23 protein-coding genes are annotated in these 20,784 nt (G+C 41.3%); 13 read left to right on the top strand and 10 right to left on the bottom strand.

All coding sequences use genetic code 11. The annotated features are described in order from the left end of the window. The 4 genes from mlaC to mlaF all read right to left on the bottom strand — a co-directional run. Nucleotides 1-405: phospholipid-binding protein MlaC (gene mlaC / locus ACYUCW_RS11775; protein ID WP_460408651.1), on the bottom strand; the 405-nt coding region annotated here is incomplete at its 3' end. Between the two features lie 75 nt (nucleotides 406-480). Next, nucleotides 481-1,017: an outer membrane lipid asymmetry maintenance protein MlaD gene (mlaD, locus tag ACYUCW_RS11780; protein WP_004252690.1), complete on the bottom strand. Its 537-nt coding sequence runs from the start codon at nucleotides 1,015-1,017 to the stop codon at nucleotides 481-483. Nucleotides 1,018-1,020: 3 nt separating this feature from the next. After that, nucleotides 1,021-1,800: a lipid asymmetry maintenance ABC transporter permease subunit MlaE gene (gene mlaE, locus ACYUCW_RS11785; protein ID WP_004248921.1), complete on the bottom strand. Its 780-nt coding sequence runs from the start codon at nucleotides 1,798-1,800 to the stop codon at nucleotides 1,021-1,023. 3 nt (nucleotides 1,801-1,803) lie between these two features. Next, nucleotides 1,804-2,616: a phospholipid ABC transporter ATP-binding protein MlaF gene (gene mlaF / locus ACYUCW_RS11790; protein ID WP_460408653.1), complete on the bottom strand. Its 813-nt coding sequence runs from the start codon at nucleotides 2,614-2,616 to the stop codon at nucleotides 1,804-1,806. Nucleotides 2,617-2,859: 243 nt separating this feature from the next. On the opposite strand from mlaF, the gene ACYUCW_RS11795 reads away from it, so the two are divergent. From ACYUCW_RS11795 to rnk, 12 genes are all read left to right on the top strand, one after another. Further along, complete coding sequence (locus ACYUCW_RS11795; protein WP_460408655.1) at nucleotides 2,860-3,840, top strand: calcium/sodium antiporter; 981 nt, start codon at nucleotides 2,860-2,862, stop codon at nucleotides 3,838-3,840. Nucleotides 3,841-3,857: 17 nt separating this feature from the next. Beyond that, nucleotides 3,858-4,832 (top strand): arabinose-5-phosphate isomerase KdsD, encoded by a 975-nt coding sequence (gene kdsD, locus ACYUCW_RS11800; RefSeq protein WP_004245300.1) that lies wholly within the window; start codon nucleotides 3,858-3,860, stop codon nucleotides 4,830-4,832. 27 nt (nucleotides 4,833-4,859) lie between these two features. After that, nucleotides 4,860-5,417 carry a 3-deoxy-manno-octulosonate-8-phosphatase KdsC gene (kdsC, locus tag ACYUCW_RS11805; RefSeq protein WP_004245301.1) on the top strand — a complete coding sequence of 186 codons (558 nt, stop codon included), beginning with the start codon at nucleotides 4,860-4,862 and terminating at the stop codon, nucleotides 5,415-5,417. Between the two features lie 17 nt (nucleotides 5,418-5,434). Continuing rightward, nucleotides 5,435-6,013: an LPS export ABC transporter periplasmic protein LptC gene (lptC, locus tag ACYUCW_RS11810; RefSeq protein ID WP_004245302.1), complete on the top strand. Its 579-nt coding sequence runs from the start codon at nucleotides 5,435-5,437 to the stop codon at nucleotides 6,011-6,013. Beyond that, nucleotides 5,994-6,527 (top strand): lipopolysaccharide ABC transporter substrate-binding protein LptA, encoded by a 534-nt coding sequence (lptA, locus tag ACYUCW_RS11815; protein ID WP_004245303.1) that lies wholly within the window; start codon nucleotides 5,994-5,996, stop codon nucleotides 6,525-6,527. The genes lptC and lptA overlap by 20 nt, the downstream gene beginning before the upstream one ends. A gap of 6 nt (nucleotides 6,528-6,533) precedes the next feature. Then, entirely contained in the window at nucleotides 6,534-7,259 is a 726-nt protein-coding gene (gene lptB, locus ACYUCW_RS11820; protein WP_004245304.1) for an LPS export ABC transporter ATP-binding protein, read from the top strand. A gap of 59 nt (nucleotides 7,260-7,318) precedes the next feature. Continuing rightward, entirely contained in the window at nucleotides 7,319-8,794 is a 1,476-nt protein-coding gene (rpoN, locus tag ACYUCW_RS11825; RefSeq protein ID WP_004248917.1) for an RNA polymerase factor sigma-54, read from the top strand. 23 nt (nucleotides 8,795-8,817) lie between these two features. Next, the gene (gene hpf, locus ACYUCW_RS11830; protein WP_004248916.1) at nucleotides 8,818-9,105 is read left to right on the top strand and encodes a ribosome hibernation promoting factor; all 288 of its coding nucleotides are present in this window, start codon (nucleotides 8,818-8,820) and stop codon (nucleotides 9,103-9,105) included. A 155-nt stretch (nucleotides 9,106-9,260) separates the two neighbouring features. Continuing rightward, nucleotides 9,261-9,728: a PTS IIA-like nitrogen regulatory protein PtsN gene (ptsN, locus tag ACYUCW_RS11835; RefSeq protein ID WP_004245307.1), complete on the top strand. Its 468-nt coding sequence runs from the start codon at nucleotides 9,261-9,263 to the stop codon at nucleotides 9,726-9,728. Nucleotides 9,729-9,812: 84 nt separating this feature from the next. Then, nucleotides 9,813-10,667, top strand: coding sequence for an RNase adapter RapZ (rapZ, locus tag ACYUCW_RS11840; protein ID WP_004245308.1), 855 nt, complete (start codon nucleotides 9,813-9,815; stop codon nucleotides 10,665-10,667). Then, nucleotides 10,664-10,936, top strand: a complete 273-nt coding sequence (gene npr, locus ACYUCW_RS11845; protein WP_004245309.1) for a PTS phosphocarrier protein NPr — start codon at nucleotides 10,664-10,666, stop codon at nucleotides 10,934-10,936. Before rapZ ends, npr begins: the two co-directional genes overlap by 4 nt. Before the next feature lie 174 nt (nucleotides 10,937-11,110). Beyond that, entirely contained in the window at nucleotides 11,111-11,521 is a 411-nt protein-coding gene (rnk, locus tag ACYUCW_RS11850) for a nucleoside diphosphate kinase regulator (RefSeq protein WP_004245312.1), read from the top strand. Between the two features lie 105 nt (nucleotides 11,522-11,626). On the opposite strand, the gene pmbA is transcribed toward rnk, so the two are convergent. Then, nucleotides 11,627-12,955, bottom strand: a complete 1,329-nt coding sequence (gene pmbA, locus ACYUCW_RS11855) for a metalloprotease PmbA (protein WP_004252702.1) — start codon at nucleotides 12,953-12,955, stop codon at nucleotides 11,627-11,629. A gap of 186 nt (nucleotides 12,956-13,141) precedes the next feature. Here pmbA and yjgA point away from each other — a divergent pair, with 186 nt between their 5' ends. After that, nucleotides 13,142-13,702, top strand: a complete 561-nt coding sequence (yjgA, locus tag ACYUCW_RS11860; protein ID WP_460408678.1) for a ribosome biogenesis factor YjgA — start codon at nucleotides 13,142-13,144, stop codon at nucleotides 13,700-13,702. Nucleotides 13,703-13,792: 90 nt separating this feature from the next. Here the strand turns inward: yjgA and ACYUCW_RS11865 are convergent, their stop codons facing one another. From ACYUCW_RS11865 to yhdP, 5 genes are all read right to left on the bottom strand, one after another. Continuing rightward, nucleotides 13,793-14,074: a barstar family protein gene (locus tag ACYUCW_RS11865; protein ID WP_004245317.1), complete on the bottom strand. Its 282-nt coding sequence runs from the start codon at nucleotides 14,072-14,074 to the stop codon at nucleotides 13,793-13,795. Continuing rightward, entirely contained in the window at nucleotides 14,074-14,580 is a 507-nt protein-coding gene (locus ACYUCW_RS11870) for a ribonuclease (protein ID WP_012368831.1), read from the bottom strand. Before ACYUCW_RS11870 ends, ACYUCW_RS11865 begins: the two co-directional genes overlap by 1 nt. Nucleotides 14,581-14,673: 93 nt before the next feature. After that, nucleotides 14,674-16,119: a metalloprotease TldD gene (gene tldD / locus ACYUCW_RS11875; RefSeq protein WP_004245322.1), complete on the bottom strand. Its 1,446-nt coding sequence runs from the start codon at nucleotides 16,117-16,119 to the stop codon at nucleotides 14,674-14,676. Continuing rightward, nucleotides 16,116-16,976 carry a deaminated glutathione amidase gene (nit1, locus tag ACYUCW_RS11880; protein WP_460408659.1) on the bottom strand — a complete coding sequence of 287 codons (861 nt, stop codon included), beginning with the start codon at nucleotides 16,974-16,976 and terminating at the stop codon, nucleotides 16,116-16,118. The genes tldD and nit1 overlap by 4 nt, the downstream gene beginning before the upstream one ends. Next, complete coding sequence (yhdP, locus tag ACYUCW_RS11885; RefSeq protein ID WP_460408661.1) at nucleotides 16,973-20,776, bottom strand: AsmA2 domain-containing protein YhdP; 3,804 nt, start codon at nucleotides 20,774-20,776, stop codon at nucleotides 16,973-16,975. The genes nit1 and yhdP overlap by 4 nt, the downstream gene beginning before the upstream one ends. Nucleotides 20,777-20,784: the final 8 nt, after the last annotated feature.

A 20,784-nucleotide genomic window follows, 5' to 3' on the forward strand; every position in this document is an offset into this window, starting at 1 on the left:
AATAGTGACACGAATAGTCAGGTTTGATTTATCCGCAAAAGGTTTAGCGGGTTCTATGCGATATTCTTGCCCTTCATACATTGCTAATGCTTGACCATACACTTGTGCAAGATAATCTTTAAAAGCGGCAAAGTAAGCATCACGCTGAGCCGGCGTTGCATTACGATAATAAGGCCCTAACACTAATGCTCCAGCATATTTGATATGTACATAAGGTAACAACTCTTGTTGAACAATCTCACGTAACAGTTCTGGATTTTTACGAATTTCTGGTTGCTCAGTTTTTAATTTATCAAAGGTTTTTTGCGCGGCATCTTCCATCAATGCATAAGGATTGGTTTTATCGACCGCCATCGCAAAAGGTGTTATCACCAATAATGCGACCATTAATAAGCGTTTAAACATACTCTCGCTTCCTCTTGGGATTATATTTTAGTAAATACGATGTATTAAATAAGCCACACCGTAAGCGAATGATCATTAAGGTAATGCTGGTTGTTCGGTTTGCGTTTTTGAGTCAGAGGTTGTTTTTCCATCTCCGTCACCGGTTTTATAAAGGAACTGACCAATCAAATCTTCAAGCACCATGGCTGAATGGGTATTGGTAATTCTGCCACCATCCTTTAGAAAATCAGAACCTAAATCTTCATCATAAAAGCCGAGATTTAAGGCCAAAAACTGTTCACCTAATAAACCTGATGTGCGAATAGAAAGAGAACTGCTGTCAGGAATATGGTCATAAATGTTTAAAATATCGAGAGCAACTTCAGGACGATAGTTACCTTCCATCTCTTCTTTTAAGGTAATAGAGGCAACGCGACCAATTACCACCCCACCGATTTTAACCGGTGAACGCTCTTTTAAACCACCAATATTACCAAAACTTGCGTAGACACGATAAGTAGGTTGATTACCCACTTCTTTAATATCAGCCACTTTTAAGCTTAAAAAGACAACCGCTATCAGTGCAATAACAACAAATAAACCAACCCAAACTTCAATTTTTTTACTTTGCATGACTTAATTCCCAAACATCAGTGCAGTTAGCACAAAATCTAAACCTAATACGGCTAACGATGAATGAACAACGGTACGCGTTGTTGCTCTGCTAATCCCTTCCGATGTTGGGATTGCGTCATATCCGTTAAACAGCGCTATCCAAGTCACGGTAATGGCAAACACGACACTCTTAATAAAACAATTCACTAAGTCTTTTTGCCATTCAACCGCACCTTGCATTGATGCCCAGAAAAAGCCTTCATCAATGCCTTTCCAATCCACGCCGACAATAGCACCACCCCAGATCCCCACCGCAACAAAGATCAGTGAAAGTAATGGCATACTAATAAACCCGGCCCAAAAACGTGGCGCAACCACTCGTCTAAGAGGGTCGACAGCCATCATTTCTAAACTGGATATCTGCTCTGTTGCTTTCATTAAACCTATTTCTGCGGTCAGTGCTGAGCCTGCACGTCCAGCAAATAATAGTGCTGTCACCACAGGGCCTAACTCTCGTAACAAAGAAAGTGCTACCATCATACCTAGGCTCGCTTCCGCACTAAATGTCGTCAGTACTAGATAGCCCTGTAAACCAAGAACCATGCCAATAAAAAGTCCAGAAACCATAATGATCAGTAGCGACTGAACACCAACACTGTACAGTTGCTTCATTAATAATGGCCACTGCTTACGAAACTCAGGCTTACCGATCAATGCTCGAAATAGCATGATGCCGGCTCTACCAAAAGTCGCAAAAATCGACAGTGATCGCGCGCCTAACCGCGCTAGTAAATTAACCACGTACTAATTACCTCGTCCTAATAGATCATCCTGATAGTTCCCCGCAGGAAAACGGAAAGGTACAGGTCCATCAGCAATACCATCTAAAAACTGTCTTACTTGTCTGTCTGGATTTTCCTGTAGCTCTTTTGCACTTCCCTGAGCAATGATTTTCTGTTCTGCAATAATATATGCATAATCGGCAATACTCAGTACTTCAGGGATATCATGAGACACCACCACACAAGTGACCCCTAATGCATGGTTTAATTCATCAATCAGTTTTACTAATACCCCCATGGTAATGGGATCTTGTCCAACGAATGGCTCGTCAAACATGATTAAATCTGGATCAAGGGCTATCGCTCTTGCTAAAGCGGCTCTGCGCGCCATTCCCCCCGATAATTCAGATGGCATTAAATTAGCAGCCCCTCTTAACCCTACCGCTTCTAACTTCATCATCACGGTAGTGTGAATTAACGCCTCGGGTAAATTAGTATGCTCTCTTAATGGGAAGGCGACATTTTCAAATACATTCATATCAGTAAAAAGGGCGCCTGATTGAAAAAGCATACTCATTTTTTTTCTTGACTGATATAAAGCAGAGCGTGATAACTTAGGAATATTGTCACCATCAAACCAAATATCACCACTATCAGGCAGAATTTGTCCCCCCATCAAGCGTAATAAGGTGGTTTTACCTATCCCTGAAGGCCCCATTATTGCAGTCACTTTTCCTCTAGGCACATCCAGATTGATTTGCGAAAAAATCTTTCTGCTACCGCGAGTAAAGTTCATATTGCGCACTTCAATTAAATTGTCTGGTTGTGCGTTCATGAATAAAACGTCCTTAAGCCTGTCTGCATAAACAAAATTTATACGCTATTTTGGCAGGTCATTGTCAATGTTACAAAGAAATCACCACTATTTAGCAATTTATTGCACGGTTGATTTTACTTTTCGTGCTTGGCTAGTCAAAATATGGTGAATTAGCAAAACCTTTTGACAATAATGTTTTTTATCAGCCCTGTCTTATTGGTTTTTTCTTTATTTTTCACTCATTGTTGGAAAACTGATGGCATGTTGATTACTTTGTCTCTTCTCATTGTTGGGTTGATGTTATTAGTCTATGCATCAGACCGACTGGTGTATGGTGCAAGTGTGTTTGCTCAATCATTAAAGCTCCCTCCTGCCGTTATCGGTATTGTTATTGTGGGAATGGGTACTTCATTGCCGGAGCTTTTTGTTGCAACCGACGCGGCCATCCACAATTTACCCGAGATAGCGATAGGTATAGCAATAGGATCTTCATTAACGAATCTGCTACTGATTGCTGGGATTGGAGCGATGATTTATCCCATGAATATCCAATCTGCGGTACTAAAAAAAGAACTTCCTTTGATGATTATAGTCATCTTATTAGCAGGACTGGTGGTTTCTAATGGTCATCTAGGGTTGAGAGAAGGCTGTTTACTTTTTTTCATCGGCTTCGCCTCTCTTTTTCTAATGATAAAAATGCTCCATAAAACCTTAACACAAGTGCGCCATGTGTTACCGCTAGAGACACTTTCACGTTTTGAATTACAAACTAATCCACGTAATTCTGTTGCCCTATTTTGGGTGGTTATTGCATTACTGATAATCCCTGTTGCAACAAGAATGATCATTGATAATGTTTTTATCATCATGCAACAGTATCATCTCAGCGGTTTTTTAGTTGGACTAACCTTGCTATCTATTGGCACCAGTTTACCTGAATTAGCAACGACCGTTGTGGCAGCCTTAAGACGTGAAAATGAACTGGCTCTAGGCAATATTATTGGCGCTAATATTTTTAATCTCACCTTTGTGCTAGGCATGCCCGCATTACTCTCTCCTAGCACATTTAATATGCAAGCATTCTATTTTAGTTTTACTGTGCTGATGGTCGCGGGCCTACTTTTCTCACTCTTTTCATTGGGGCGCAAACAGCGGCTAAACCGTGGAAAGGGGATTTTCTTATTAGTTTGTTTTATTGTTTATATTACGGTGTTGTGCGTTGCACATTCTCTCTTAACCTAAAATAAATGGTACAAAAAATGACCGGATTTGATTTTCAGCAAGCAGGTAAAAAGGTTCTTCAAATTGAACAAGAAGGATTAGCTGAGTTAGCACAATATATCAATGACGATTTTTCTCTTGCCTGTGAAAAAATCTTTCACTGTCAGGGAAGAGTGATTGTTATGGGCATGGGAAAATCAGGTCATATTGGGCATAAAATTGCCGCCACCTTTGCCAGTACCGGCACCCCTTCTTTTTTTGTTCACCCCGGTGAAGCCAGTCATGGCGATTTAGGTATGGTGACAGAAAAAGACATTGTGCTGGCAATTTCAAATTCAGGTGAAGCCAGTGAAATTCTCGCCCTTATCCCTGTCCTCAAGCGTAAACAGATCCTTTTAATTTGTATGACACGCTCACCTCAAAGTACAATGGGGAAAGCTGCTGATATTCATCTTTGTATAAAAGTCCCTAAAGAAGCTTGTCCGTTAGGTTTAGCCCCTACCACCAGCACAACGGCAACACTGGTGATGGGAGATGCCTTAGCTATCGCTTTATTGCGCGCTCGAGGTTTTACGGCGGAAGACTTTGCACTATCGCATCCCGGTGGTGCATTGGGGCGTAAATTATTGCTTCATGTCAGTGATTTAATGAATAAAGAGGATGATATTCCACGCGTCAGCAAAGAAGCGACATTACGCGAAGCACTGGTAGAGATCACCCGTAAAAAATTAGGTATGACCGTTATCTGTGATGATAATATGTTGATTAACGGTATTTTTACTGATGGTGATTTGCGTCGTATCTTTGATTTAGGTATTGATCTTAATAATGCCAAAATATCAGATGTAATGACGAAAGGCGGAATTCGCATTTCCCCAGATAGCTTAGCGGTAGAAGCGCTTAATTTAATGCAAGCAAAACATATCACTTCACTGTTAGTCACTGAACCAGATAGTGATATTTTATTAGGTGTTTTACATATGCACGATTTATTGCAAGCTGGGGTTGTTTAAGCTTGTTATGCGTTCATAAGGATAAAGATGAATACAATGATAGAGACCTGCTACGGTGCAGTAAGCAAGCAAATAATGCAAAAAGCAGAAAAAGTCCAATTGCTGATTTGCGATGTTGATGGTGTGATGTCTGACGGACTTATTTATATGGGCAATAACGGTGAAGAGTTGAAAGCGTTTAATGTCCGTGATGGCTATGGCATTCGTTGTTTACTTACATCGGGTATTGAGGTCGCTATCATTACGGGTCGTCAATCTAAGCTTTTAGAAGATAGAGCCAAAACACTTGGCATTACATATCTTTACCAAGGACAGCATAATAAGCTTTTGGCGTATCAACAACTGTTAGATACACTAAACCTTAAACCAGAACAGACAGCCTATATTGGCGATGATCTGATTGATTTACCGGTAATGGAAAAAGTAGGACTGTCAGTTGCCGTTGCTGATGCCCATCCATTACTCACACCTCGTGCCGACTATGTTACCCATATTTTAGGTGGACGCGGTGCAGTACGAGAATTATGTGATTTGATCCTATTAGCCCAAGGTCGACTTGAAGAAGCTAAAGGTTTATCGATTTAAACGTATAACGACACAGAATGAATAAATTAAAATCCTGGTTTACCCTGATTTTAGCCATTATTGCTCTTGGGCTGATTGGCTGGAACTATACTAACAATACTGAGCTTGATGATGGAAAGATTGTTGAAGATGGTCAACCCACCTACCAATCTAAATCATCAATATCCTTTGTTTATGAACCAACAGGTATACTGGGATATAAACTAGTTGCTGATGATGTCAAAAACTATGCTCAGCAAAAGTTTACATGGTTTACTAATCCTGTCTTAACGACTTATTCGCCGACAGGAGATGCAACATGGACCGTGCGTGCAAATAAAGCCAAACTGACAAACAGTAAAATGCTCTATCTTTATGGCGACGTTCAAATTGATAGTTTAACTGATGACTCCCAACTTCAGCGGATCAGCACAGAAAATGCTATCGCAGATCTGGATACACAAGATGTTTCCTCTGATGATGAAGTGACTATTATCGGCGTCGGACTGAAATCAGTCGGCTTAAAAATGCGAGGCAATCTGCGTGAAAAACGTGCAGAGCTGATTGAACAGGTGAACACCTATTATGAGATCCCTAATGAATCGAAAAATCCGTAATACACTAATTATCAGTACGTTATTCTCAATAAGTGTCCCAGTTATGGCACTTAAAGATGATACACAACAACCTATTGTTGTTAATTCCGAGAAACAGTCACTTAATTTAGAAAAAAACATTACCACTTTCACACAAAATGTTGTGGTAAAACAAGGCTCTATTGATATAAGAGCTGATAAAGTAGTGGTTACACGTCCTGGTGGCGATTCTAAAAAAATCGTGATTGAAGCTTTTGGTAACCCTGTGACATTCTATCAGTTACAAGATGATGGTAAACCAATCAAAGGTCGTGGTGATAAAATGACCTATGAGATGGACAAAGAGCTGGTGACCTTAACAGGTAAAGCTTATCTTGAACAATTAGACAGTAATATCACCGGTGATAAAATCACTTATCTCGTACCGACACAACAAATGGAAGCATTTAGCGGTAAGGGAAAACAAGTCACCACCGTTTTACTCCCTTCTCAGTTACAAGAGAAAGGTCCCGGTGTTAACAACAAAGGTAAGTAACACTTTATGGCGCTGTTAAAAGCTGAAAATTTAGCAAAAGCATACAAAGGGCGCACCGTTGTCGGTGATGTGAGCCTCAATGTTAACTCCGGTGAGATTGTTGGCTTACTTGGCCCTAACGGTGCGGGGAAAACCACCACCTTTTATATGGTGGTAGGTATTGTCGCCCGTGATGCGGGTAGCATTACTATCGACGATGAAGATATTACCTTACTCCCGTTACATGAACGTGCACGTAAGGGTATTGGTTATTTGCCACAAGAAGCCTCTATTTTTAGACGCTTAAGCGTTTATGACAATATCATGGGAATTTTAGAAATACGCCATGATTTAACGGCCGAACAACGAAAAGATCGTGCAGAAGAGCTACTTGAAGAGTTTAATGTCAGTCACTTACGTAATAGTTTAGGGCAATCTTTATCAGGGGGTGAACGCCGTCGTGTAGAGATAGCACGGGCGCTAGCGGCAAATCCTAAATTTATTTTATTGGATGAGCCTTTTGCCGGTGTTGACCCTATTTCCGTTTTAGATATTAAGAAAATTATCCAACATCTACGCGATTATGGCTTGGGCGTATTAATTACCGACCATAATGTACGCGAAACCTTAGATGTGTGTGAACGTGCTTATATCGTCAGTCAAGGACACCTTATTGCCCATGGTTCACCAGAAGAAATTTTGGCAAATGAGCAAGTTAAACGTGTTTACTTAGGTGAAGGCTTCCGCCTGTGATCTGAGTGACACTTTTATTTCGTCACGGATGACAACATAAGAGGATCCATCGCATCACTATGAAACAAAGTCTGCAACTTCGTCTTAGTCAGCAATTGGCCATGACGCCACAGCTCCAACAGGCTATTCGTTTGTTGCAACTTTCTACGCTTGAATTACAACAAGAAATTCAACAAGCCCTTGAATCTAACCCATTGCTTGAACAAGAAGACGATCAAGCGGATGTAACGCATTCTGATAGCTCATCAACACAAGAGAGTGATGATAGTACACCAGACAATGAGCGTGATAATGAGGTGTTAGATACCCTAGATGCACTAGAGCAAAAGGAGATGCCTGACGATCTTCCTCTCGATACCCAATGGGAAGAAATTTACACCGCAGGCACCCCTTCAGGCACCAGTAATGATTATGCGGCTGATGAATTACCACTCTATCAAGGTGAAACCACGGCTTCACTGCAAGATTACCTAACTTGGCAAGCTGACCTAACACCTTTTACTGATACTGATCGTGCTATCGCGACAAGCATTATTGATGCTGTCGATGAAACAGGATATTTAACAGTTTCAACAGATGACATTCTTGCCGGAATGGGTGATGATGAGTTAGAGCTTGATGAGATTGAAGCGGTATTAAAGCGTATTCAACGCTTTGATCCCGTAGGTGTCGCTGCCAGAGACTTAAAAGAGTGTCTGTTAATTCAATTGTCGACATTTCCAACTAATACACCTTATTTGAAAGAGACTCAACTTGTTATTGAGCACTATTTAGCGTTATTAGGTAATCGTGATTTTCGCCAATTAATGCGTCACACTAAGCTACGTGAAGAGACATTAAAAGTAGTAATTGAGACCATTCAATCTCTTGATCCAAAACCGGGTTTAAGTATTGATACAGAGGAATCACAGTATGTTATTCCTGATGTACTGGTAAAAAAATCAGGAGAACACTGGCAAGTTGAGTTAAATACGGATAGCATTCCCCGCCTACGCATAAATGAGACTTATGCAGCGCTTGGGCAATCAGCTCAAAACGAAAGCGATGGGAAATTTATTCGTGACAATTTACAAGAGGCTAAATGGCTGATAAAAAGCTTAGAAAGCCGTAATGAGACATTATTAAAAGTCGCTCATTGCATTGTTGACACACAGCAGGCGTTTTTCGAATTCGGTGAAGAGCATATGAAACCCCTTGTTTTGGCCGATATTGCAGAACAGGTTGAGATGCACGAGTCCACCATTTCTCGCGTTACAACGCAAAAATATTTGCATTGTCCTCGGGGAATTTTCGAATTGAAGTATTTTTTCTCAAGCCACGTAAATACTGATAACGGAGGTGAAGCCTCTTCAACAGCAATTCGGGCTTTAGTGAAGAAACTAATCGCAGCAGAAAACCCAGCGAAACCACTAAGTGATAGTAAACTGGCAAATATGCTCGCCGAGCTTGGTATACAGGTTGCTCGACGAACTGTTGCGAAATATAGAGAGTCATTATCCATCCCGCCTTCAAATCAACGTAAAGAGTTGGTTTGAGCATAATTGAGAAGGAAGACACTATGGAACTTCAAATCACTGGTCATAATATTGAATTAACTGATGCTCTGCGTGATACCGTCAAAGCAAAAAGCGCTAAATTACCTCAGTTCTTTGACAAAATTAATAACGTCCAAGTTATCCTCAAAGTCGAAAAAGTGACTAAAATTGCGGAAGCGACGATTCAAGTAAATGGCGGTGAATTACATGCCTCTGCGGAAGCAGAAGATATGTACGCAGCAATTGATGGATTAATGGATAAACTGGCTCGTCAATTAACCAAACACAAAGATAAACTGAGACAACATTAATTCATTTCCCATTGTAAAATGGGAATACAATCGGCGATGTTAGGGTGTTATTGATGTCGCGTTTGTTCAATTAAAAACAGCGCCTAAATAATCCGCTAACAAAAACCAGATGTCACTCTGTGGCATCTGGTTTGCTGGTCTAAGTGAATAAGACAATGAACAACGATACAAAGATGAATATTAGCGACGTACTTACTCTGGCATGTACACATAACAATGTGCATTGCACAAGTAAAAAACGCGCGTTAGAAATTATCAGTGAGAATGCAGCTCAAGCACTAAATTTACCAGAAACACTGATTTTTGAGGCTTTATTAACGCGTGAAAAAGTCGGTACAACAGGGATTGGGGGTGGATTGGCTATCCCTCATGGGCGTATTGAAAGTGATGAAACTGAAAAAGTTGTTGGTGTGTTTCTTCACCTAAGCGAGCCTATTGCCTTCGACGCTATTGATAATCAACCTGTCGATTTGTTGTTTGCATTACTCGTTCCTGCAACACAATGTAAGGAACATTTACACACACTGTCTTTGATTGCAAAACAGTTGGCTGACAAAAATTTATGTCGCCGACTACGCTCCGCACAAAGTGATGAAGAGCTTTATCAGATTATCACAGAATAAACCTAATGGGTTTGGGTTTATCAGGACGCGAATAGCATACAGTGGAATGATATTCATCACTGGGAAATTAAGGGGAGCTACCTCATGGTGCTGATGATAGTCAGCGGACGCTCTGGTTCAGGTAAGTCAGTCGCTTTGCGTGCGCTTGAGGACATGGGATTTTATTGCGTTGATAACTTACCTGTCGATCTGTTACCGGAGCTTGCGAAAACACTGGCTGAGCGTGATGCTGCCGCTGCCGCAGTCAGTATTGACGTACGTAATATGCCAGAATCACCGGAGATTTTCGAAAAGGCGCTGGAAAGTTTACCCGCGGAATATTCTCCACAACTGTTATTTTTAGATGCTGATAGAAATACGCTGATCCGCCGTTATAGTGATACTCGACGCTTACACCCTCTTTCAACGAAAAACCTCTCGCTAGAAATGGCGATTGATACAGAGAGTGATCTGCTCGAACCTTTACGATCACGGGCTGACCTGATTATTGATACCTCAGAGATGTCAGTGCATGAATTAGCCGAAATGCTACGTACACGCTTACTCGGTAAACGTGAACGCGAATTGACCATGGTATTTGAGTCTTTCGGTTTTAAACATGGTATTCCTATCGATGCTGATTATGTCTTTGATGTACGATTTTTACCTAATCCCCACTGGGATCCCAAATTACGCCCAATGACGGGGTTAGATCGTCCAGTCGCAGCCTTCCTCGATCGCCATACCGAAGTGCATAACTTTATTTATCAAACAAGAAGTTATCTAGAACTTTGGCTACCGATGTTAGAGACGAATAATCGTAGTTACCTAACTGTTGCTATTGGTTGTACTGGCGGCAAACATCGTTCTGTTTACGTGGCTGAACAACTGGCTGACTATTTCCGCTCTAGAGGGAAAAACGTACAATCACGCCATAGAACACTTGAAAAGCGCAAATGACCCAATATCGACGCGTAGCGATAAAAAACCGTTTAGGCATGCATGCAAGGCCTGCCATGAAATTGTTTGATTTGGTCAATACATTTCAATCAACGGTGACGTTACGTAACCATGAAGGCGTTGAGGCGCAAGCAGATAGTGTGATTGCGATGTTGATGTTAGATTCCGAACAAGGCAGTCACATCGATATAGAAGCCAGTGGCTGTGATGAAAAAGAAGCGATTGATGCGATTATTGCATTATTTGAATCAGGGTTTGATGAAGATTAATTCTAATTAAAAACAATAGATTAGCATTTCTTAACAAAAATCCCAGAAAGAGACTGTGATCACTGCCTCTTTCTTTTTGCTACAGAACCGCCTATTATCTTACATAGAGTTTAACAACACCCCCACCTAATCCGTGGGGGTGTTGTTTTGCATTGGAACAAATTGGAGTGTGGTATGACAAAGCCAACAATTATCATCAATGAACTTGATGCAGAACGTTTAGATTCATTACTAGAGCAACCTGCCTTTGCAGACAGCCCAATTGCAGAAGCTTTAAATGAAGAGTTAGATCGTGCTGACATTGTTACACCAGCTGATATCCCTGCTAACATCGTCACCATGAACAGCAAAGTCCGTTTTATGGACTTAAAAAATAATGAAGAGCGTATTCGTACTTTAGTTTACCCTGCTTCATTAAAAGATAGTGCGACTGAATTATCAGTCATGGCGCCAATGGGGGCGGCACTATTAGGTTTAGCTATCAATGATGAGATCAGTTGGCAGCTTCCTAATGGCCTTGAAACTAAGGTCAAAGTATTAGAAATTCTCTACCAACCTGAAGCTGCTGGTGAATTACACCGTTAAGCAATGCTGAAGGTTCGCGTGTTATTTTTTATCTTATTAACGCAATAAAATACAAGTAAGCGCGATATCTCAGCCCACTTATGGGCTGAGATTAAAGGCAAGGTGCTACTGACCTGCGATACTCATTTCTGGTAATAGTAGTGATCCACACTGAATATTACTGCGTGTTTCAATATCATCACCTATTGTGGCAATATTCGCCCACATCTCTTTCAAGTTACCGGCAATAGTCACTTCACTCACTGGATACTGAATTTCACCATTTTCGACCCAGAAACCGCTCGCACCACGGGAATAATCCCCTGTCACCGTGCTAACCCCTTGTCCCATTAACTCAGTGACCACAAGCCCTGTGCCCATCTCTTTTAACAACTCATCAAAGGAGAGACCTTGCCCTGGGATACGCCAGTTATGAATGCCCCCCGCATGTCCATTGCTTTTTAACCCTAATTTTCTTGCGGAATAGCTAGTAAGGAGCCACTCTTGCAGTACCCCATCTTTAATAATATCTGCATCTGATGTGCGTACCCCTTCACTATCAAAAGGCGTTGATGCTAATCCTCCCACAATATGTGGACGCTCTTGAATATTTAACCATTGAGGGAAAATCTGTTTTCCTAAGCTATCTAACAAACAAGATGACTCACGGTAGATCATGCTACCACTGATGGCTGCCACTAAATGACCGAAGATCCCCGTTGCTACTTCCGCTGAGAAGAGAACAGGCGCCTTCATGGTGGATAATTTACGGGGAGCTAGACGAGATAAGGTACGGCGTGCACACTCTTGTCCTACCCATTCAGGAGATTGTAATGCCTCAAAACGGCGACTAATGGTATAGGCATAATCGCGCTCCATATCCTCACCCTCACGAGCGATAACGCAACTCGACATTGAATAACGAGATGAAGAGTAGCTTTTTAATAAACCAAGGCTGTTACCAAAGACGCGAGTTCCACTATGACTATTAAAGCTTCCCCCTTCGGTATTGACGATACGGCTATCACTGTCTAATGCAGCTTGCTCCGCTCGAGACGCCAGCTCAATCGCTTTATCTGCTGTTATGTCTGTTGGGTGGTAGAGATCAAGAAAAGGGGCATCGAAGGCTAACAGGGCTTTATCAGCAGGCCCTGCATAAGGATCAACAGAAGTGTAGCGCGCAATATCTACCGCCGCTTGTACTGCACGTTTAATCGCATCAGGACTTAAATCTGTAGAAGATGCACTCCCTTTACGTTGTTGCTGATAGACGGTGATCCCTAAGGCACCATCACTATTAAATTCAACATTTTCTACTTCACCATAGCGTGTACTAACGCTTATGCCTGTTGATTTATTAATTGCAACTTCTGCACCGTCACACTGTTTTGAGGCGATCTCCAGTGCAAGAGAAACTGCCTCTTCCAGCTGTTTTACCTGATCTGTATTATTCATTGAGAACCATTTTCCTAAGGAGAACATCACTTTTTACTTATTTTTGCTAAAGTAAATCAATTGACAGGTGGTCAACAAGCGATTTTCCCAGTTACAATAGAAGATATATGAATGTTATCACCCGTCGGGCTTTTGGTCATTCACCAAATCACACTCCCGGCTTACTCTGCAACAGGAATTTTTATTATGGCAAAGCAGCCAGAAGAGTGGCACTACCTCAATCCTGAATTTGACAATACACCGTTAGAAGAGGAAGAAGAGGAAGAGATCATTTGGGTCAGCAAAAGTGAAATTAAACGTGATGCTGAAGCGTTAAAGAAATTAGGCACCGAACTTGTTGAGTTAAGTACTCAAGAGCTTGAACGTGTTCCTCTTGATGAAAAACTACTCGCTTCAATTAAATTGGCGCAAAAGGTACAACGCGAAGCGCGTCGTCGCCAAATTCAATATATCGGTAAGTTACTCCGTAATGTTGATGAAGAGCCGATCCGCCAAGCACTAGATAAACTAAAAAATCGCCATAATCAGCAAATTTTAGTGTTACATAAACTAGAAGATCTGCGTACACGTCTGATTGACGGTGGTAATGAAGTGATTGAGGAAGTGGTAGCGCTTTATCCTATGGCCGATCGCCAGCAATTACGCACACTTATTCGTAATGCTAAAAAAGAGAAAGAAGCCAATAAACCGCCAAAATCATTCCGCTTATTGTTTCAATATCTAAAAGATCTCTCAGAGTCAGCTTAACGACTGATGCTCCTGAAAACGCAGTGCTAAATCATGATACCACTGCGGTTTTCAGGATACCTTGTAATACTTATGGGCTTTCAGCTAGCTCTACTTAGCTTTTTTATGTTCACAATGAAAGCGAAATAGCTCTTTACCCAGCGTCTCTTGCGCTTCTTGCATTATCTCAATAATGGGCTGGAAGGTGCGGGAATGATGCGGTGCATGTCTGAAAACAATATTAACAGGCAATTCAATTTCTCCTGTTAATACATCCCATAACGCATCAAGATTATTACCGAATGCTTCATCTAATTGAAATTGCTGAGCAAACTGATGATAAAAAGCATCTCGATCCGCCAATGTGCTGAAATCAAAAATAATCTGTTTCATTAAGGTGCAACTCTTTGCATGGTACGGTAATGATCGGTGGTTAAATAAATTAATCCGTCATTAGAATATAGCAGGCGATCGCTACCACGATGTCCACATTGATAATTGACATCTGCTTCAAACCATTGGCGCCCTGCTTCTTCAGGTAACTGTTTTTCACGGTTCATAAAGCGATCACCACCAATCGCCCGTCCTGGTAAAACGTCACATAAATTGCCCGCTTTCGCATTCCAACCTTTAGCTCGAGCCTCTTTTTTGCTGATATAAAAATCAGGTAAGCGAGCGTGTTGTTGCAAATAATCAGCCACTTTATTAGCTTGTGTCTTTTCATCAATTGCTAAAGGACGTTGAGACTCAGGCTGACTGATTGAACTCTTTGACGATGTAGATGTTGTCGATGTAGGAGGCGCTGTTGCTGGTATCTGCGTTTCAGGTACTAATCCTTTATACAGAACAAAAAATAAAACAGCCACAACAATAAGAACAGGGAATAGACGTTTGCCCATAAATAGCTCCATTTACTCACTTAAATAGAAACTCCATCATAGCGATGGAGTTTTATTGGGGTAATTTGTATAAATAGATAACAATAACAAGTGTTAAGCAGTACCACCAACGGTTAACTTATCCAATTTCAGTGTCGGTTGCCCAACCCCTACCGGCAAGCTTTGCCCCTCTTTGCCACACACCCCGACACCTTTATCTAATGCGAGATCATTACCCACCATAGAAACTTGTTGCATCGCTTCAATACCTGAACCTATCAAGGTTGCGCCTTTAATTGGTTTAGTAATTTTACCCTTTTCAATTAAATAGGCTTCTGAAGTTGAGAAAACAAACTTACCGGAGGTAATATCAACTTGCCCACCACCAAAGTTTGGCGCATAAATACCGCGATCGACACTGGCGATGATCTCTTCAGGAGAAGATTTACCCGCAAGCATATAGGTGTTGGTCATACGTGGCATTGGCAAATGTGCATAGGATTCACGACGCCCATTGCCCGTCGGTTTTACCCCCATTAAACGCGCATTCATCTTATCTTGCATATAGCCTTTTAAGATGCCATTTTCGATTAATACGTTGTATTGGCCTGGTACGCCTTCATCATCAATCGCCACGGAGCCTCGTCGGCCTTCAATTGAACCATCATCCACGATAGTACATAACTCAGAAGTCACCTTATCGCCAATACGCCCAGAGAATACCGATGTTTGACGACGATTAAAATCACCTTCTAAACCATGTCCAACAGCTTCATGTAATAAAACACCGGGCCATCCGGCGCCTAAAACCACAGGCATTGTACCTGCTGGTGCAGCAATAGCCGATAAATTAACTAATGCCATGCGTACCGCTTCACGGGCATAAGTCGCTGCATGGGTTTCGCCATTTTCTTTAGTCAGAAAATAATCATAACCAAAACGACCACCGCCACCACTCGAACCACGTTCACGTTTACCGTCATCTTCGACCAGTACGCTTACTGAAAGACGTACAAGAGGACGCACATCCGCCGCTAAAGTACCATCCGTTGCAGCAACTAGCACATGCTCATACACTCCCGTTAATGAGGCATTGACTTGTTTAACACGTTTATCTTCAGCCCGTGCCACACGATCAACGTCATGTAATAGTGCTATTTTTTCTTCACGAGACAAACTTTGTAATGGATCATTTAGGTTGTATAACGGAGTATGTTGAATAGCACCCAGTGTATGGATCTGCCCATTGCCTTGTGCTTGCACAATACTACGCGCAGCATGAGCACTTTGGTTAAGTGCGTTGAGTGTTAATTGGTCTGCATAAGCAAAACCTGTTTTTTCACCATAAATCGCTCTAACGCCAACCCCTTGGTCAATATTGTAAGAGCCATCTTTAATTATCTGATCATCTAATATCCATGCTTCGTGGTAGCTTGATTGAAAATAAAGATCACCATAATCAATTTGACGCTGTGCAAGCTGCTCTAGTGTCGATGCTAAATCATCTAAACTCAGGTTGTTCGCTTCCAACAGACTTTCGCTGACAACAGCTAAACTCATAATTCTTTTTTATCCTTAACTTTTTTTATTAAGTGTGTCAGTTTCGGGCGAAAGCGATTATGTTTCACAACCCGTATCTGTTCACGCATACCTTCTAAACTATCGACTCGAATATTGAGCGTTAGGGCACTGACCGCATCAGGGTTCTTTTTCAATACTTTCCCCCAACCATCCACTGCCATTGTATGACCCCATGTGCGACGAGCATCATGGGTACCGACTTGAGCCGGTGCCAAAATAATACACTGATTTTCAATAGCCCGCGCGCGTAACAATGGCTCCCAGTGCGCTTTACCTGTTAAACGAGTAAAGGCTGCCGGTACAGAAATAATTTCAGCACCTTTTTCTCTTAATGCTTGGAAAAGACCGGGAAAACGTAAATCATAACAAATCGTTAAACCTAATTTCCCCACAGGTGTATCCACTACAGTCAAGCGTTCACCACGTTGATAAATGGCTGATTCATTATATTCGCCTTGTTCATCATCAATGTTCACATCAAACATATGAATTTTGTCATAACGAGCGCGGATCACCCCTTCATCATCAAAAACTAAACTACTACTGGTGATTTGCTCAGGAGAATCTCGGCTAATCAATGGCATTGAACCCACTAAGATCCACACCTTATAGCGCTGCGCCATATTAGCAATCGCATTTTGTAATGGCCCTTTCCCCTGAATTTCAGCATGTTTATGATAATCTTTTGCGCTGGAGAAAAGTAATGCATTTTCAGGCGTTAATACAAGCTTGACTGAATCGGGGAGTTGCTTAATCTGTTGCTCTATTTGCGCCAGATTATTTTTTATATTTTTTCCGCTACAAAGCTGCAAAAGTGCGACATTAACTTTTTTCATAACGCCTGATCCTCCTTAAGTTGACGCAGTACTTCGTCAATCTTGGGTTGTTCTACCGTTCCGGTAACATGATAACGTATAACTGAAATCTTACTCCAAAGTGGCCCCAGTACTTTTGAAGCTGCAAATACAGCAGCACCAGCGATGGGGTTAATAGCAAATGCGGTAGCAACGCCTACTGTAGCTGATATTTCAGGAGTTACCACTACTTGTAAGTCCATTTTACGCGCCAACAGATCCACTTGACCTTTTATAGCAATATCGGCAATAACACCATCTACAGCAACACTTTTCGCGTTTAAAACACCTTGTTTAACCGTCAGATCACCTTTAATGGAATCATACTCAAAATTATCACTAAAAGTATCTCTAAAGTCGAATTGCAACTTACGTAGCAGAGCATCAAAACTGACTAGACGTAATAATTTTCCCGCTTGCCCAACATCCACCTTTTCAATACGCCCTTTTCCAAGAGAAGCATTCACTTCACCATTGAGTGTTTTTAGATCAAAATTCCAAGGGGTATTGTGCCACTGCAGTGAGAAATCTGCCGTAAGTGGTGACTGAACAATCGGAATGATATAACCAAAGTAAGCCGCCATTTCATCGACTTCCGGTGCCGTTAGTTTACCTGCCAACTTAGTGATACTGTTGCCTAAACTATCTTCTGACCACACACCACTCACAGATAGCTCGCCACTGCTATTTTTAAGCTTACCTGCAGTTAACAATAATGCTCCGTCACGAGGCTGTATTGCACCTTCAATATTCCCTAGTAATAATCCATTCACCCAACACTCTTGGCAGGCGAAATTGATAGCAGGAATATCTTTAAGTGAAAATTGAACTGCTTTTTTGGCATCAGGCACATTTGCCATTTTTAAGGATTTATTTTCTTCTGTTGGGCTAGCGCCATTAAAATAGAGATAGGTAATATTCACCTGCCAAGGTTGTGCCGTATTGGGTACAAATAAGTCACCTCGTAACTCACTCCCTGAGAAGGATAATTTTACGCCATCATCAGCACGCATAATTTCTGTTTGTGGCGCAATCCATTGCTGACCAGCAAAATTAAGTTCAGACAAACTAATATGAATATTGGTAGGGAAACGTATCGCGTTTTCAGAAGGGGCTAATGATGAAAAAGCCATTAAAGTAGGTAGCCATTTATCGCCTTGCAATCCCTGCAAAGCAATAGTCAATCGTGATTGATCATTTAATTGAGGTAGTGTGAGCGAGGAAGAGACTAAATTACCTTGTAATAGACGTAATGGTTCACCTAACGCCCATTCACTATTTAATGACCACTGATCTTGTGCATCGGCACTAACGTTAAGTTTTTCACTATTCCCTTTTGCTGAAATCACAATGGGGGAAGCGTTTTTAAAGTCATCGGTACTTGGCGCAGCTAACTGACTTTGTAGCGCATTCACTTGTCCGGTCAGATCCACTTGATAATTAACATCCGCTGTTTCTGGAATATTAACACTCACCGCGCCATGCCAAGGTAAAAAACCACTTAATTTATGTTGTATATCATTAGGTAATCCCTTAATTTTCGCGATATCCCATTGTCCTTTTAGATCAACACCAACTTGATAAGCATCCCGTTGATCACCACCAGCAAAAGAAAATGCCAGAGGTTGACCAAACCAATTCGCGGTTAAAGTATCACTCTCTAATTTATCATTATGGTAACGAAATTGTCCCGTAACACCTTCTAGGGTGGTATCCATAAAGGCTAATGTGACATCGTTATTGTTTAAGTTTACCTGACCAGAAGCGACCACCTGCTCGCCATCAAAAGGAATGTCGAGATGCAAACTCCCGTTAATTTTTCCAGCCACTTTTAGTATTTCAAGTGTATGGCCAATCGTTGCCATTTGCGAAGCTAGAAAATACTCTTTTAAATCATCCCCCGTAGCTTCAATATCTGCATCAATAACAATTTTTTCTTTGTTATAGTCCTCAATAATCGCCGTCAAGTTTTTAGCGGTGGCTTTACCAACCTGAACATTATCAGAGGACATCCATAAGCCGTTATTCTTAAAATTAAGATTAACATTAAGATCAAACAGTGCCGGCCATTCACTATCATATTTGAAGGTCGCCTGTTTTACTGGGGCATAGACTTGAAACCAACCATTATGTTGTTCAAAAGGGAAATCCCGCGGATCACCATGAAAAATAAACGTACCGTTTTTAACGTTTCCGGCAATAATCGCGTCAGAGAGATATTGTGTTAAATCTTTACCGACATATTTTTCAGGTAAATAGCGCCATGTCTCACCGGCATCGGTCACATTCACTCCCGAAAGAATAGACAGTTGTTGATGCTCTCCTTGTTTTTGATAACGAAAATCACCGGCAACCCAAGCGGAGGTGGCTTTTATATCAATCCCTTGACTCCATAACGACAGAGAATCTCCCTGATGCTGCCAGTAAACCGTACCAGTGCCTTTTTCTATATTAAGTGGCGCTTTAAAAAGCCCAGCAGTATCAATTTCACTGTTATTAAGCGCAAAATTAAGCGTTCCTTGCTGTAATGTGCCCTTTAAATGACCATTAAAATGTGCCACAGAAGGGATTTCTTGCCAGCGTTTCCAAGCAACATTTTGCCAACTGATATCAATGGCACTACGTTTAAAATCATCGGGAGTTAAATCAAGAGCAAATGAGTCGACCATGCCAGAAAATTGACGATACTGCCATTGGCGCACGACATTAGGCGTTAAAAAGGAGAACAAAGGCAATAACGCAGATAACCGTTCTAATTCAATATTTTTAGCACGGATACGCCAAGCTTCATCCTGTTGTTTTTCTTTAGGTTGATAAAGTACCGCTAAATAACCATCTGGCCATTCATCACCATCCATCGTTATTTTTCTGGTATAAGGGATATCAGCAAGCCAGCCATTTTCTTGGCGTCTCATACGTAGAATTAAATCTTCTACCTTTAATACATGTGTGCGCCCTTCATTACGCCAATCCATTTCACCTTGATGGATTTGTAACTGGCTACCCGTGATCCGCCCATTGCTGATCTCTATCCAATTAGATAGGCTGGCTTTCGCTTCACCAAGACCACTGTTACTTTTAACCCATTGGCTTAACCAAGGGGAAATATCAACCTCATCAGCGGTGACAAACACCTGTCCTTTATCCAGTGCCCCCTGCTTTTTCGTATAGAGATCAAGACGTACTTTTAGTCCACCATAGTGATTTATTGGGGTATCTAAAGTAACTTCCCCTTGCGCACGATGGCGGTTTTTCTGATTGAGCCACATTAATTCGGGAATATGGAGCGTGCTAGTGTCACCAGAAGGTGATAAAAACACGAAACGGCTATCAACCAATTTAAATCGGTCAAACTGTTTTAAGAAAATGGAAGAGATATCATCGGGTTCAGTGAAAGTAATATCACCATTTTGCCCAGTAAAAATAGGCTTTTTGTAATTTACTGCTAATTGTTCAAAGGTTAATTCACGAAAATAGAGTTGAAAATGAAGCAGTGAACGCCAAACATCAAAAGAGAAAATGATCTGTTCAGCACTCACTTCAACACTGTTATTATCAATATACAGCCCAGTAATTTGGATATCAGGACCAAAGTTTTGCCATTCCCCTTTCACCTGTGTCATGGTGACTGGGCTATTGAACTGTTTAGATAAATAGGTTTCAATTTCAGGACGATAATTATCTAAACGAGGCAGAAAATAACGAAATCCACTTAATACTACGGCGAAAATAATCAGGCAAAAAAGGGTTATCAATAATAAAGATTTAGACAGCCGCTTCATTTAGTCTC

The sequence above is a fragment of the Proteus sp. MB838 genome, from assembly GCF_054767435.1.

What these genes read in the sequence shown, in the direction of transcription:
- ACYUCW_RS11865 (WP_004245317.1), bottom strand. Translation starts at nt 14,074, where the DNA reads ATGAAACAGATTATTTTTGATTTCAGCACATTGGCGGATCGAGATGCT.
- ptsN (WP_004245307.1), top strand. Translation starts at nt 9,261, where the DNA reads ATGAACAACGATACAAAGATGAATATTAGCGACGTACTTACTCTGGCA.
- rnk (WP_004245312.1), top strand. Translation starts at nt 11,111, where the DNA reads ATGACAAAGCCAACAATTATCATCAATGAACTTGATGCAGAACGTTTA.
- tldD (WP_004245322.1), bottom strand. Translation starts at nt 16,119, where the DNA reads ATGAGTTTAGCTGTTGTCAGCGAAAGTCTGTTGGAAGCGAACAACCTG.
- lptC (WP_004245302.1), top strand. Translation starts at nt 5,435, where the DNA reads ATGAATAAATTAAAATCCTGGTTTACCCTGATTTTAGCCATTATTGCT.
- pmbA (WP_004252702.1), bottom strand. Translation starts at nt 12,955, where the DNA reads ATGAATAATACAGATCAGGTAAAACAGCTGGAAGAGGCAGTTTCTCTT.
- rpoN (WP_004248917.1), top strand. Translation starts at nt 7,319, where the DNA reads ATGAAACAAAGTCTGCAACTTCGTCTTAGTCAGCAATTGGCCATGACG.
- yjgA (WP_460408678.1), top strand. Translation starts at nt 13,142, where the DNA reads ATGGCAAAGCAGCCAGAAGAGTGGCACTACCTCAATCCTGAATTTGAC.
- kdsD (WP_004245300.1), top strand. Translation starts at nt 3,858, where the DNA reads ATGACCGGATTTGATTTTCAGCAAGCAGGTAAAAAGGTTCTTCAAATT.
- nit1 (WP_460408659.1), bottom strand. Translation starts at nt 16,976, where the DNA reads ATGAAAAAAGTTAATGTCGCACTTTTGCAGCTTTGTAGCGGAAAAAAT.
- lptA (WP_004245303.1), top strand. Translation starts at nt 5,994, where the DNA reads ATGAATCGAAAAATCCGTAATACACTAATTATCAGTACGTTATTCTCA.
- lptB (WP_004245304.1), top strand. Translation starts at nt 6,534, where the DNA reads ATGGCGCTGTTAAAAGCTGAAAATTTAGCAAAAGCATACAAAGGGCGC.
- mlaF (WP_460408653.1), bottom strand. Translation starts at nt 2,616, where the DNA reads ATGAACGCACAACCAGACAATTTAATTGAAGTGCGCAATATGAACTTT.
- yhdP (WP_460408661.1), bottom strand. Translation starts at nt 20,776, where the DNA reads ATGAAGCGGCTGTCTAAATCTTTATTATTGATAACCCTTTTTTGCCTG.
- npr (WP_004245309.1), top strand. Translation starts at nt 10,664, where the DNA reads ATGACCCAATATCGACGCGTAGCGATAAAAAACCGTTTAGGCATGCAT.
- ACYUCW_RS11795 (WP_460408655.1), top strand. Translation starts at nt 2,860, where the DNA reads ATGTTGATTACTTTGTCTCTTCTCATTGTTGGGTTGATGTTATTAGTC.
- rapZ (WP_004245308.1), top strand. Translation starts at nt 9,813, where the DNA reads ATGGTGCTGATGATAGTCAGCGGACGCTCTGGTTCAGGTAAGTCAGTC.
- ACYUCW_RS11870 (WP_012368831.1), bottom strand. Translation starts at nt 14,580, where the DNA reads ATGGGCAAACGTCTATTCCCTGTTCTTATTGTTGTGGCTGTTTTATTT.
- mlaD (WP_004252690.1), bottom strand. Translation starts at nt 1,017, where the DNA reads ATGCAAAGTAAAAAAATTGAAGTTTGGGTTGGTTTATTTGTTGTTATT.
- hpf (WP_004248916.1), top strand. Translation starts at nt 8,818, where the DNA reads ATGGAACTTCAAATCACTGGTCATAATATTGAATTAACTGATGCTCTG.
- kdsC (WP_004245301.1), top strand. Translation starts at nt 4,860, where the DNA reads ATGAATACAATGATAGAGACCTGCTACGGTGCAGTAAGCAAGCAAATA.